Origin of the sequence: Microterricola viridarii, assembly GCF_001542775.1 — a bacterium.
Lineage (GTDB): Bacteria > Actinomycetota > Actinomycetes > Actinomycetales > Microbacteriaceae > Microterricola > Microterricola viridarii_A.
Window position 1 is genome coordinate 693680 of sequence record NZ_CP014145.1, and the last position, 13889, is coordinate 707568.

Sequence of the window (13889 nt, forward strand, 5' to 3'; positions counted from 1 at the left end):
ATGCTGCGCTCCACTACGTGCACGAATCTTGGCAGTCTCGTCCCGCCGATTAGTGCAGGCTCGGTAGCTAGGCTGTCAGGCGTCGCTACTTGCCGCACTGGAAAGCAGACGTCAGTCTCCCGGCCCGGTCCAAGTTGCGCGTGAAGGAACTGCTGTGAGGCGACGCACGCCGCCTCCACTCGAACTTGGGGGAACGATTTCATCCGTGCCACAACTCAATGAGACCCTCACTCATCGGAGCGTCCCCGAGCCGATTGGCGGCGAGTACGGTGTCAACCACGCGTTATGGGATGTTTTTGATCGTGTTGACACTGAAATCGCGGACGCAGTTATCAGGGCATTGGCATCAATGCTGCCTAGTCGGACGCGCGCCCTGTTGGAGGATTTCGTCGACGACTCTACTCAACGCCATCTGTACGGTTACATGAAAGGGGGATTCCGGCCAGACTTGATGCTGTTCGACGACGATGACCAGATACGTGTCGTAATCGAGATCAAATGCGGTGCCCCAGGGAATTCGACGAGCCTGCAACACAGCAGAATTGGCGGCCGCTTCGCAGGGGAAGCCGGAAGCCAGTTCAACGACCAAACTGCGCGTCAGATACTGGAAGCAGGGGGCATCGATGGGGGCTCCAATATTGACCGCCATGATCCCACCAGTTGCACGCTGCCTTGCATCGGTCATTCGAAGAAAGACCGAACAGGTCGAGTACTCGCTGGGCTTGCCCAGATCGATGCATACAGGGTTTCACGTCGATGGATTCCCGACGATGTAAAGCTTGACGACGCCGATCGGGTTGCATGGGTGTTCCTCGATAGCCAGGGACGATCTGCTGCCCAAGCATTTAGCTATTCGGCGGTGTACGAGGAGACTTGGGCTTTGTCCGGGGAGGTCTGGGATTCAGTTGGTTTTAGTGGCTTGGCGGACGCGATCGATGCAGAGATGAGCCTCTTAGCGCCGGGGGTGGGTCGCGCGAAGATAGACCGTCTCGTTTACGCGCTTCGGTCTCGAGCCGTTGATTGAGGAGCCAGTTTGCGTCAAGCTCGGCGAGGGCTGAGACTTGCACACGTCCCACGAAATCGACCTCAGCTACGAGTCATTGGATTAGGCCGCTTCGCCGCGCGGTCGCGCTGCGGCGCAACTTGTGTCGATTTCTGAACCTAACTTGCGATCTGCGCTGACCACAATTTCCTCTGGAGACTTAGAGGACGCTCCTTGTGTCTGGCAGCGATGTGAAGCCTCCAGACGGGTCTTCGTGGCTGTGTCGGCCAGTTCAACGTGACGACAATTCTTTGCCCTATCAGGAAGCAGCCAAACTATGGTGCGAGCAAGAGGGACATCTCCAACCTGGGACCAATTCAAGTCTGCCATCCGAAAGGTCGACCGCGACAGCCTTCTAATCCTCTGCGCCTCAACGAGCGCCTCCATCGCGCGTGTCGATGAGATACCCGACCGTTCCAGGCTTGGGCTCAACCCTTGGAACATCGCGGACTTAGCACGTACAGCGCTTGCTTGGGGTGCTTTTCAAAGGCCTGCGGCTGATGAAGACATGCTGCTACGTCTTTGCAATATGAACGCTCGACTGGTAGACGAGGAAGTCCGAACTTCTGCCCCTTCTGAGATGCTTGGACGAGTTCTCGCCTGATTGTTCTTCGAGCAGTTCCCCGGCCAGCGATCTGTGCGCGCCGAGGTCGCTAGAACCATCCTGCTCTTTGGCTCTGCCTGCGAACATCCGCCGACGTTCGCGCCGGAGGCTATGAAACCGGGATGGTTTGAGGCGATCAGCGACGGACTCTCGCTTGACGAGTACGTCGAGTCCATATTTCTCATCTCGGTCGGAGCCCAGAACAGCAGCGGAGCATTCACTCCGAGCTGGCTGGATGGACCTGGATTTAAAGGACTTGATGAGGTGATCTCGTTCGAAGCTGTGCGGAGGACGTTCTCCGAGCACCTCGTGGTCTCCGCCTCGTCGTTTAAAGTGGTGAATCTCAGATTCCGGGGATCGGTTCCTTCAACGCAGAAGAAGTTCGCGTTCAATCCCCTCACCGACACGCCTTTCATCGAAGGAATTGCAGCGCTACCGATTGCGCCGTGGTGCCAGGCGGCCATCGCCAAGGCGACCCCTCCTGCCATCTATCACCTTGGAGTCCGTGCACTCGACGCGGGTTTCACCAATGACCTTGGCCACGTATTCCAGCACTACGTCGGAAGGCAGCTTGAACTCATCAACGGCGAACGCTCGATTCTGCCCGAGGTGCGTTACGGCCCCAAGAAGTCGTCCGTCGATTCATGCGACTGGTTTCTCGACCTTCCCGGGCTGCTTGTCATGATCGAATGCAAAGCCAGGCAGCCAATCGAATCTCTGAGGACCGGAGGGACTGACTGGCTTCGGTCAGTTGAGGACTCCATCGGAAAGGGCATCGCCCAGCTCAACCGGTCGAATAGTGCGATTGAGCGAATTGGTAGCACCGATCCTCGAATCGACACAACAAAGCGGCGAGTCGGAATCGTTGTGACCCTGGAACCGTTCTACGTCGACCAGAACTGGTTGATACGCGACCAACTAGCTGTTTCTGAGTTTCCGGTGGGGGCGGCCTCGATTATGGAAATGGAAATGCTTGCGATGTTGAGCGCTGACGAACTCGCAAACGCCCTCTCGGACGCGGCCGCGAGCTCGGAGGGTGGCGTAATGCTGCTTTCCCTAGCTCTCGACGCTGCAGCGGGACGCGAGAACCCACTCCTCGTTTCCACGTGGGAATCTATACCTTTGTTTGCACGGGTGGAAGCCGCGGCCACCCGCCTTAGAGCGGAGGTGAGTGATAGAGGCTGAGCCGGGCCGCGGGGCGGTTGGGTAGCCGCTACACTCAATGCGGGCCTTCACCCTTGCAGGCCCTTCCCCTCGTCCTATCGGCTCGCGCCCGTTCTGGACTTCGGCGGGCAAGGTTCGCGGAATCGCTGGGGCTGTATATTGACGACCCGTTCTCACCTAGGGTGACGGCGCGAGGGGAACCCGGGAATCACATCGATGACGAAAAACCGCAAGGCAAAGCTAGCCACCCGCGATTTGGCGGCCGCCACGGGCCAGAACTACACGGCGGCACTTCGCGCCGGCGAACCCGCTGAACTGTCAGATGTCCGCGGGTTTGACGAATGGTGCGCCATTGTCTCGCTCGATCAACCGAGGAAGCCTGAGCACGCCCTCTTCTTTGAATGGCTCACTGTCCACATGGACGATTACCGCGAGTCAGGTGACGGCTTTGACTACTTTCACAATCGCCCGGCGACACCCGCGGCGCTCTCCACTTCGCACAACTTGTGCCAAAACGACTACTTTGAGTGGATCGCGAAGGACGGAACTTTCCTCGGCTGGGCGTCCGGCAGTGACGACTTCGCGTGGAATGACGACACACAGGCGTTGAGCAACGTGATCTTCGCCGATGACTCCGAGTTCCCGCATACGGCAAACTACGATCGAGCGCTCGCGTACCTGCATTCACGGGGTGTGAAGGGGCACATCATCGACAGTCTCGAAGAGCAGTGGATGAATTGGCAGATGTTTCTCTGCATTGAAACGAACGGTTACCGCAGCGGCAAGTGTAAAAGCGACCTCGGGTGGGACAAGGCCCTTTTTGTCATCGATGTACCTCTGCCTTCGCTCATCAATGAAGCCGGCTGGCTGTGGGCGGCAGGCTTCGTGACGGCGGGAGCGATGTCAACGGATGGGTTCACAAACGTCCGCGAGCAGAATTGGCGCTTCGCGCTTACACGTGAGGCGCTGGCAGCTGAGGGGACTCAGATGGTCTTCCCCGCCCTTCAACTGGGCAACTCGTCTCGCGAGCGCAACACGAATTGGGGTGGGTCCGGTTACGTACTCGCGACGACTTGGGCGCCATCGCAAGGCAAGCCGTGGAAACATCTCTCGGCGGGATGAGCGTATGGACCCGTCTCCAACGGCGGGACTGCTATAGATTTGCCTGACTCCTGAACCAATGTGCGCAAGTGCACCTTCTGTCCGCCAGCATTGCCAGTCGAATGATTTTAGGAAGGCCGCTCTGAGTGCAGTGTGTTTGCCCGGGGGAATTGGTTCATCGTGAACTCGCAGTGAGCATATTGGATCGCGGTCGCGATATCTGGGTCCTTCGAACTTGCAGCTTGCGCGCTTCGCAGTGCTTTAGTGTCGGCGAAATGAGCGGTCCTCCACGGAACGATCCAAGCCCGGCAAGTGTGGAGGAAAATCACGAGGGACACGGAGGAAAATGCGTTTCGCGGCGGCCTGCGATCCGCATGCTGACGGGTTTCGCGAACAGCCCACAGGAGGTAGTTCTCGGAACGGCCACACAGAATCGCCCTCGAGGAAACTCGAGGGCGATTCTGTGTTTCCGGGGCCTTTTCGTCGCCAGTGCCGGCCTCGGCCACAGCAATGGGCCGCTGGTCACCGAATCTGTGCGCCCGTTAACGACTTTCAGGCTCGCCGAAAAGTTCAGTGAGCCTGGGTGTGTACCCTCTCGGGCGGTATCGGGGCCGGCTGTGCTGCTAGGTGCGCAGGGGCGGACCGCCGGTCTCGTCCGACGGCGCGAGTCTCGCCAGAGCCTCTACCGGTCTAGCTGGGGGAACGTTCCCCTGCCCAAATTCAGCGCCTGAAGGTCGGCCCACAGCCAGTTCGCTGCCTTCTGACTTGCTGGCCGAGAATGACTGCTGGCGTCGGCCACGGAGGTTGAGTACGAGGAGCCGCGGGCGAAAGGATTCGAGGAAGCAAATTTGCCAGGTTGGTGTTCATGCCGCATGTGGCGCGAGACCCAGTTCTCAGTGGATTCCGTTACGCCGGACAGAGTGACCACTGCTCTGTGATTCGACGACCAGTAGGCGGGGAGGTCTGAGTGGCGCAGCGCTGGACCTAATGCGTCAAGCGGAACGACTGCGGAGGTTATCCCGGGGCTCCGAGCCCCTAACAAGCCCGTACCTCGAAAATCAAGATGTGCAATGACGCCGAACTCACCTTGGGCTCCGGTTCCCATCGCCCAGGCGAACTTCAAGAACACGGTCGAGACGGCCTCGTCGTACGCGACACATGCGAGTCCAAATGTCTCAGCGTAGAAGCGCTGCAACTGTTCATCTGAGTAGATGTCCCATACCCAGGTGCTCTCGGCTTTCTTGGCTGGAAAATCGGGTCGAGGGACCAGCCGTCCGAACTCTTTGCGCGTGCTTGCGTTCAGTACGGCGACAAGATTCAAGAGATCAAGGCCCGGGATCCTTCGATTGCCGGTCACGAAGAGGGTGGTCTCTGGCTCCGGGGTGTGCTGCAGCAGCGCTGATGCTCTGTCCAACAGCAACTCCCGCGACATGGGCGCATGGAGAATACTCTGCTGGCCAATTAGGCTCCGGGCAGTGCGGTAGGCGCTTTCGGTCCGCCATACGCCGTTTTCCGGCCCAAATAGAGAGGTTCGGTTCAGGAGATCCAGCGATGAGCTCGCAATTCGATCAACGGGCAGCAGCCACGGCCATTCAGCACCCTCTGGTATGGCTCCCGACCGCCAGAAACGCCAACCCTCTCTTTCCTGCCGGAAGGGACCCACATCTACCGGGAGGTCAATTACTCTGTCACCCCCAGAAGAATCACTGAGCCATCCCGAACTAACTTGGCTTCCATCCGTACGAACGCCCAAGACGATGGGATCATCTGGCGCGTTGATTGGGAACATCGTTGGGGCAAGAGGCCCAATTGACGAGACGACAGCACGCGTCGCACGCAGAAGGCGCGCCTTGGCATTCTCAGACTCGATCGGCGCACTTGCAGAAGGGCGAAACCAACTGTGACCTTCCGCGATCTGAGTGAGCAGCCACGCACCGGCTCCCGGATTCCACAAGAAGACCTGTTCTAGCAGGGAGTCGAGCTGTTCCTCGCTGCTGGCGATGCCAGCGATCGCAAGCACCCACCGCCATCGGTCGAATGACTCCAAAGACTCGATTGCAGACAGTGTGGTCGCGGGGTCGGCAAGAACGCCTTGAGCGGCGAACCACTGCTGGAAAATGGGCAGGGTGAATTCAAGACTTTGGTCCGCGACCCGCTCATGAACGAGCGTGCTGGCGCGAACCTGTTGCCTCTCCTGAAAGGTGAGTCCATCCCTCACGTTTCCAGTTCGAGTCGCTTCGATGGCCATACGGATGAGTAGCGCGTAGATCTCACTCGAACGCACAGCGGCGGAGGCTGCACTCTCGGAGCTCAACGCACGCTGCACTAGTCGCGCGATGAGATCTGCCTGGCCCGTGGGGCGTTCTCCCTCGCGGATGGCGATCGCGGCTGCGAGAGCGAAGAACGGCCGGCGGACGGCGTCAGCTAAAAGCGGGTTCCACGACCACGTGACGCGGGCGCTTCCTGCGACACGCTCGATGAGAAGTGTCGCCTCCTCCTGACTGAGGCCCTCCAGATGGGAGTGGTCACGAGTCGACTCCAAAACGCCGGGCCTACAGGTGAGCAACGCTCCGCTCTTTTTGTGAGTCCCGGCGAACACCTTAGCTTCGGCGACGATACGGGCCGCAAGCGCGGCCTCAACCTCGTCTAGCCCGTCGACCACAATCGACGCACCACGAGTGGCTAGCGCGTCGACGGACATTGTCCGGGCAACATTGGTTTCCAGCGAGTCGTTACGCATCTCCCGCGCGTGGAGCCAAATAGGTCGCGTCGCTGCCGCTTCCACTGCGAACCGATCGACTGTGCTCAGGAACCAGTCTTCTGCAACCTCAGACTTCCCGGAGCCGACCGGACCGATAAGCACCCTAACTTCGCCTGGCGCAACGACCGGCACGCGTGTTCGAAGCGAATCGAACGCTGCCGAAATCACCTCTTCGTCTATTCCGAAGGGCTCGAGCCTCACCCTCCGACGGGCGGCCGACGCCCGGCGAAGAAGCTGAGCTTCGTCGCTCGGGGTGAGCCTCATCGGCGCACCAAACTCTTGCGAGAAGGCGTGCAGCAGTTGTTCGTGCCGAGCTCGCGCCCAATGATCACGCAGAATGTCAGCATCCGCTTGATCTGCCAAGGCAATCATCGCGTCGTACGTGGCTTCCACGAGAAGTATTGCTGAGGAATGATGGCTAATACCATCACGCCACGTCGATTCGACACTGAAGTACTGATCGAGATCGAGTGCCAGGCGTGGTCCGCCCACCTCGACGGGTTCAGTCAGAGCCTTGAGGTTGAGCTGCTTCAGCCAGCGACGATACAGCCTGCCCGGATACTGGATGTCTGAAGACGCGCGAACCTTGCGCGCGACTCTCCATCGAAGGGTGGCCGACTTGACAAGCTTTGCTGCTAACTGGCCTGCGATCGGTGCGGCCGCCTTGCCAACGAGGGGAACGACGACCTCTATACCGCTCACTTCACCTTTCCCTTCAGGAGCGACTGTAACGTAGTTGGCCATTCGCCACTCAAGGCGGAGCTCGTCTCGTCACAATCTGACTGTGTTCTTGGTTGTAATGCCAACGATGCCCACGAGCTGCGGACGTAGTCGCAGTGGAGGCATCTTTGACAGCGCGAGAAGTAATCTGGCCTCACTGCGCGGCAGCACGGTGATCGAGCGGGGTCTAGCCGACCCTTCAATTGGCCCGGGGCTTGACACAGCGCTTCGCTTGCTTGGCCCGCGTCCGGAAGGTCCTGCGCGACGTAGTGCATCTCAACAGGAACGGCCGGCACCGCCGGCGCAAGCGGTAACGCGACGACGTTGCAGCCTGCGACGTCCAATTCGACTGAACCCCCTGCCAAGGTCCTTGAACGGGAAGCTGGACGCGCGGCAAGTTCTTGAGCCAGAAGGACGAGCTTGCAAGCTGACCGGCAGCGGCGCCGGCAGGTAGCTCTAAGGAATCACTCGCCGTCAAGTGTGGAGGAAAATCACGCGAACCGTGGAGGAAAACGCATTTCGTGAGAGGCTGCGATCCGCGTCCTGACGGGTTTCGCGAACAGCCCACGAAATGCAGTTCTCCGAACTGCAACACAGAATCGCCCTCGAGGAAACTCGAGGGCGATTCTGTGTTTCTGGGTGACTTCGCGGGTGGAGCGCGCCAGCTGTCACCTGTCCTGCTCGGGCGGCGGGTCCGTCGCCTCCAGCTGGGCCTGCACGGCCGTGGCGATGTTGCCGTGGACGTTACCGACTCCGATGCGCTCCAGCACACCGTCCCGCTTGAGCGTCGCGCTGACGTTCGCTTTCAGGCGGGCGAGGCGCAGGGTGATTCCCGAATCCTCGGCGAGAGTGACGACGTCGCCCATCTTGGCGCAGCCCTGGGAGTCGATGAAGTTGATGCCCGCACAGTCGAGGACGATTCCGCTCAGGCCGTCGTGTGAGTGGATGAGTTCGCGGACGCGATCCTCCAGCGCGTCCGAGGTGGCGAAGAAGAGACCGCCGTCCATCCGGATCACGACGACGCCGGGAGTCAGTTCGTCGTCCGGGTGCTCGCTCAGCTCACGGAACACGTCGGTCCGCGCCTTGCGCGCGAGCACGGGAATGTGTGGGTGGGTGGCCACGCCGATCAGCCAGAGCAGCGAGAGCCCGATGCCGATCAGGACGCCGGCCAGCACGCCGAACGCCAGGGTGCCGACGATCGCGGCGATCGCAATCCAGAAGTCGAACGGCTGCACGCGGGCGAGACGCCGCATCTCGGGGATGTTGATCATGCCCATGACCACCGCCTCGATGATCAGCGCGGCCAAAACCGGCTTCGGCAGCGCCGAGAACAACGGGGCCAGCACGAGCAGCGTCAGCAGCACCATGACACCCGACGTGAGTGAGGCCAGGCCGGTGCGGGCGCCGGAGTGGTCGTTGAGCGAACTGGCCGACAGGCTGGTCGAGACCGGCATGCCCTGGAACAGCCCAGCGCCGGTGTTCGCCAGCCCTTGGGCCACCGACTCCTGGTCGATGTCGACCTGGTAGCGGTGCTTGGCGGCGAACGCCCGGGCGTCGCCGGCGGTCTGGGAGAACCCGATCAGCACCAGCGCGATTGCCGCGATGGCGACGGTGCCGGCGTGGTCCCACATGATCCCGAGGTTCGGCACCGCGAAGGACGGCAGGCCGCGCGGCACGTCACCGACGAGGGCGACGCCGAGGTCTCCGAGCTGGAAGATCCAGGATGCCAGCAGCCCGCCGACCACGAGCACGAGCGCGCCGGGTACCTGTGGTGCGATCCGTCGGAGCCCGAAGACCACGATCAGCGAGATCACGCCGACGATCGCCGTGACCGTGTTCCACTCGCCGAAAGTGCCGAACCACGACCACAGCTCCTGGAACGAGTTCGTGCCGGTGGTGGAGGTGCCGGTGAGCTTCGGGAGCTCGCCTATGACGACGTCGATGGCCGCCCCGAACAGGAATCCGGTCACCACTGCGCGCGAGAGGAACTGCGCGATCCAGCCTGCTTTGAGCACGGCAAGGAGCAGGAACAGCACGCCCGATGCCAGGGTGATGCCGGCCACGAACGATGCGATGTCGCCCTCGTCGGTGAGGCCGACGACGAGCACCGCGCTGGCCGCCACGGCGGCCAGCCCTGAGCTCGGGCCCATCGAGATCTGCCGGCTGGTGCCGAAGATCCCATAAATGATGGCGGCGGCGGCCGCGGCGTAGAGGCCGTTCTGCAGCGGGATTCCGGCAATCCCGGCATAGCCGAGGTTCTTCGGAACGATCAGCGCCGCGACCGTCACACCGGCGATCAGATCGCCGCGCAGCCAACTGCGATCGTACGTGCGGATCCACCCCAGCATCGGAACCAGCCGGGCAACGCGCTGCCCGGCGTTCATGACGTGCAGTCGAAAATCGGCATCTGGTCCCGCTTTCGGTGAAGGACTCCGCGGATGCAACTTCCGAGACTGGGCGGTGACCGGCCCGCATGGCTGCTCCGACGGTTTCCATGGTGACACCAAACGGCGGGGCGTGCCAGAACTTTCGACGTCGGGCCGGCCTAGGGTCGGGGCCGCGCCCGGTCAGCCGTCAGGAGCGGCCGGCCGGCCCGGATGCCGGGGTGACGTTGTCATCGCCCGTGTCGAGGTGCGTGCCGGCATCCGCTGACCTGGCGCGGAACGGCAGCCCGCGCGACCCCGACACGTCGGGGCTGTCCTCGCCGTGTTCGCGGGTGTATGCCCGGTGGGCGATGCGTTCGTCATCCATCCGCTGGGAGAGCGCCGCGTACCGATTCTCCAGGTGCGGCACGCGGTGGATGACGTCCATGACCAGTCGGAACCGGTCCAGATCGTTCATCATCAGCATGTCGAACGGTGTGGTGGTCGTGCCGCGTTCCTTGAAGCCGCGCACGTGGATGTTCTGGTGGTTCGTGCGGCGATAGGTGAGCTGGTGCACGAGCGACGGGTAGCCGTGGAAGGCGAACACGACCGGCTTGTCGCGGGTGAACAGCGCATCGAAGGCGTCATCCGTCAGCCCGTGCGGGTGCTCGCGGCTGTCTTGCAGGCGCATCAGGTCGACCACGTTGATGAAGCGCACCCGCAGCCCGGGGACCTCGGCCTTCAGGATCTGCACAGCGGCCATGGCCTCAACGGTCGGCACGTCGCCGGCGCAGGCGACAACGACGTCCGGCTCCTCGCCGGCCACCTCCGTGCCCGCCCAGTCCCAGATGCCGGCGCCCCGCGCACCGTGGGCGCGCGCCTCGTCGAGGCTCAGCAGGGTGGCCGTCGGTTGCTTGCCGGCAACGATCACGTTGACGTAGTTGCGCGAGCGGAGGCAGTGCTCTGCCGTCACCAGGAGCGTGTTCGCGTCCGGCGGCAAGTAGACGCGCACGACGCTCGCCTGCTTGTTGACGACGAGGTTGAGGAAGCCGGGATCCTGGTGGGAGAAGCCGTTGTGGTCCTGCCGCCACACGTGCGAGGAGAGCAGGTACGTGAAGGAGGCCACCGGGCGGCGCCACTCGACGTGCGCGCTGGACTCCAGCCACTTCGCGTACTGGTTGAACATCGAGTCGACGACGTGGATGAATGCCTCATAGGAGGTGAAGAGCCCGTGCCGCCCGGTGAGCAGGTAGCCCTCGAGCAGGCCCTGCATCAGGTTCTCGCTGAGCGCCTCGATCACGCGGCCCTCGCGCCCGAGGTGCTCGTCGGTGGGCAGCATCTCGCCCTGCCAGGCCTTCTGCGTCACCCGGTAGACGTCGTCGAGGCGGTTGGATGCCGTCTCGTCCGGCCCGAAGATGCGGAACGTGTGCGGGTTCGCGGCGATCAGCTCGCGCAGCCAGCCGCCAAGAACCCTGGTGGGTTCCGCGATCGCGCCGCGCCCGCCATCCAATCCGATCGCGTTCGGCTCCAGCGCGGGCACGGTGAGTGGCTCCAGGAGTTCGCCACCGTTGGAGTGCGGGTTCGCGCTCATCCGATGGGTGAGGGTGGGGCGGATGCCGTCGATGCCCGGCGCGGGGCGGCCGGAGCCGTCGAAGAGCTCCGCGGGGCGGTAACTCTGCATCCACTCCTGGAGTTGTGCGCGGTGCTCCGGGTTATCACGCACGCCGGCTAGCGGGACCTGGTGGGCGCGCCACGTGTTCTCGACGGGCAGGCCGTCGACGACCTTCGGCCCGGTCCAGCCCTTGGGGGTGCGGAGGATCAGCATCGGCCAGGCCGGGCGGGCCGGCTCGCCGCCGCCCCGGGCGGAGGCCTGAATGGCGGCGATGTCATCGAACGCCTGCCCCATGGCATCCGCGAGGCGCTCGTGCACGAGCCGCGGATCCTCGTTGTCGAACCCGCCGGAGACGATGCGCGGCGCGTAGCCGTAGCCGCGGAAGAGGGCGAGCAGCTCCTCCTCTGGGATGCGCGCCAGGATGGTGGGGTTCGCGATCTTGTAGCCGTTCAGGTTCAGGATCGGCAGCACGGCCCCGTCGCTCTCGGCGTTCAGGAACTTGTTGAGGTGCCAGCTGGCGGCCAGCGTGGCGGTCTCGGCCTCACCATCACCGACGACGCAGGCCCCGATCAGGCCGGGATTGTCGAGCACTGCGCCGTAGGCGTGCACGAGGCTGTAGCCGAGCTCGCCGCCCTCGTGCAGCGAGCCGGGGGTCTCGGGAGAGGCGTGCGAGGGGATGCCGCCCGGGAAGGAGAACTGGCGGAACAGCTTTCGGATGCCGTCGCGGTCGAACGAGACGTCCGGGAACAGCTCGGAGTAGGTGCCGTCGATCCAGGCGTTGGCGACGACGCCCGGGCCGCCGTGCCCTGGCCCGGCGATGTAGAGCACGTCGAGGTCGCGCTCGACGATGAGCCGGTTGAGGTGCGCGTAGACCAGGTTGAGGGCCGGGGTCGTGCCCCAGTGGCCGAGCAGACGAGGCTTGATGTCCGCCGGGGTCAGTGCACGCTCCAGAAGCGGGTTGTCGAGCAGGTAGATCTGCCCGACCGAGAGATAGTTCGCGGTGCGCCACCACACGTCGACGGCGTCCAAGCCGCTTCGTGTGGTGTTGGCGCCGGTCCTGGTCGTGCCCTCGTCGTAAGCCATGCGTGCAGGCTAGCCGCGGCGGCATCCGTCTGAATAGGGGATGCGCTAGTGTGGCGCGGTGCGTCCCTGCGGTGCGGTGCGTTCCGAGTGCAGCTCAGGAGCGCTCCGGCTCCGGCGCTCGCTCGAAACGGATGCCGCTGATGTGGGTGGGCGTGATGCGCACGTAGACGGGTTTGAGGGTCGGGATCCACGGGTGCAGCGGGAGGTCGTCGGCCGCGTCGATCTCGGCCTGATGCTCGAGCGCCCTGGCCGTGCCCTTGATGATGACGCTCCACCCCGCCCACTCGTCGTAGCCGTCGGTCTCGAAGGCGATCTGGTCGTTGATCGTGAGCTCGACGAGTTTGCTGCCGGGCGCCGTGCGGAACAGGATCGATGCCCCGTCCGCATAGTAGTTGACCGGGAAGATGTCGATGACGTCGTGCACGTGCGTCGCGATGCGTCCGAGTGGGCTCGCGGCCAGGAGTTGCCAACACTCTGGCTCCGTCAGCCTCTGTACCGGCCCTTCGTCGTGTTCCACGGTGCGGCTCCTTCCGGTGGATCGTCAGCCGAATGCTGCGCTACCGGCAGTCAATACTCCCAGCGGCGTGCGCACCAGTGCCGGGCGTCCATTTTCTGTGCCGGAGGCGCCGTCGACGACAGTGTTGAGCCCGCCCGACGCCAGATAGAGCGACACCGCCGCCGCCACGCTCGCCCAGCCGGCGATCAGCAGGGCGTCCGCCCGGCCGAAGCGGCACCGGGCCTGGCTGGAGAGGTTGGGCGCGGCGACGAGAGCGGTCAGAGTGTTCGCGGTGCGCAGTTCCAGCTCGGCCTCGATTCCTGGCGGGGTTGCCTGCGCTGAACGATTCCCTTCATTTCTTCCAGGATTCTGAGTCGGCGCTACGGTTGGTCCGTCGCGCGGGCAGGCTCAACAGGCCCCTACCCGTCGAAATGAAGAGGAGTGGTACCCATGATCAGCACTGTCGTACCGGCCATCGGGCTGGTGCTGGCCGGGATCCTGGCCGGTGAGGAGTTCATCGTGCGCTGGGGCGTGCAGCCCGCGCTGTCACGGCTGAGTGACCACTCACACGTCGAGGCCCGCATCGCCCTGGTGAAGCGGCTGAAGATTGTCGTGCCGGCGATCATGGTGCCGACGGCGCTGCTCGCGGTGGCCACCCTGCTGGTCGCCGGTGGCGGGGCCGGGCTGGCCTGGCGCTGGGCCGGCATGATCGCGCTCGTCGCGTTCCTGCTGTTCTCCTTCCTCGGCACCGTTCCGATCAACATCAAGGTCAACGACTGGGATGCCGACGCACCACCGGCCGAGTGGAAGGCCGTCGTCGCCCGCTGGCAGGCCATCGACGTCTACCGCTCCACGGCGGCCGTCGTGGCCTTCGTTTGCTTCACGATCGCCTTCGCGCTGCAGCTGAGCTGAAGCGGGACCTGAGCGAACCGAACGGGGCTGA

Annotated in this window: 8 protein-coding genes; 4 read left to right on the forward strand and 4 right to left on the reverse strand. The window is 63.2% G+C overall.

Annotation, left to right across the window (positions count from 1 at the left end; translation table 11 throughout):
* Positions 1-205 precede the first annotated feature (205 nt).
* From AWU67_RS17125 to AWU67_RS03120, 3 genes are all read left to right on the forward strand, one after another.
* Entirely contained in the window at positions 206-1024 is an 819-nt protein-coding gene (locus AWU67_RS17125) for a hypothetical protein (RefSeq protein ID WP_129586617.1), read from the forward strand.
* 622 nt (positions 1025-1646) lie between these two features.
* Entirely contained in the window at positions 1647-2831 is a 1185-nt protein-coding gene (locus tag AWU67_RS03115) for a hypothetical protein (protein WP_067226636.1), read from the forward strand.
* Between the two features lie 195 nt (positions 2832-3026).
* Entirely contained in the window at positions 3027-3932 is a 906-nt protein-coding gene (locus tag AWU67_RS03120) for a hypothetical protein (protein WP_129586618.1), read from the forward strand.
* Between the two features lie 661 nt (positions 3933-4593).
* Here the strand turns inward: AWU67_RS03120 and AWU67_RS17130 are convergent.
* From AWU67_RS17130 to AWU67_RS03135, 4 genes are all read right to left on the reverse strand, one after another.
* Positions 4594-7416 carry a hypothetical protein gene (locus AWU67_RS17130; protein WP_129586619.1) on the reverse strand — a complete coding sequence of 941 codons (2823 nt, stop codon included), beginning with the start codon at positions 7414-7416 and terminating at the stop codon, positions 4594-4596.
* A gap of 644 nt (positions 7417-8060) precedes the next feature.
* On the reverse strand, positions 8061-9776 hold the full coding sequence (locus AWU67_RS03125) for a SulP family inorganic anion transporter (protein WP_067226642.1): 1716 nt from the start codon (positions 9774-9776) through the stop codon (positions 8061-8063).
* 190 nt (positions 9777-9966) lie between these two features.
* Entirely contained in the window at positions 9967-12450 is a 2484-nt protein-coding gene (locus AWU67_RS03130; RefSeq protein ID WP_067226646.1) for a phosphoketolase family protein, read from the reverse strand.
* Between the two features lie 94 nt (positions 12451-12544).
* The gene (locus tag AWU67_RS03135) at positions 12545-12967 is read right to left on the reverse strand and encodes a pyridoxamine 5'-phosphate oxidase family protein (RefSeq protein WP_067226648.1); all 423 of its coding nucleotides are present in this window, start codon (positions 12965-12967) and stop codon (positions 12545-12547) included.
* 429 nt (positions 12968-13396) lie between these two features.
* Here AWU67_RS03135 and AWU67_RS03140 point away from each other — a divergent pair, with 429 nt between their 5' ends.
* The gene (locus AWU67_RS03140) at positions 13397-13858 is read left to right on the forward strand and encodes an anthrone oxygenase family protein (RefSeq protein ID WP_067226653.1); all 462 of its coding nucleotides are present in this window, start codon (positions 13397-13399) and stop codon (positions 13856-13858) included.
* The last annotated feature ends 31 nt before the right edge of the window (positions 13859-13889 follow it).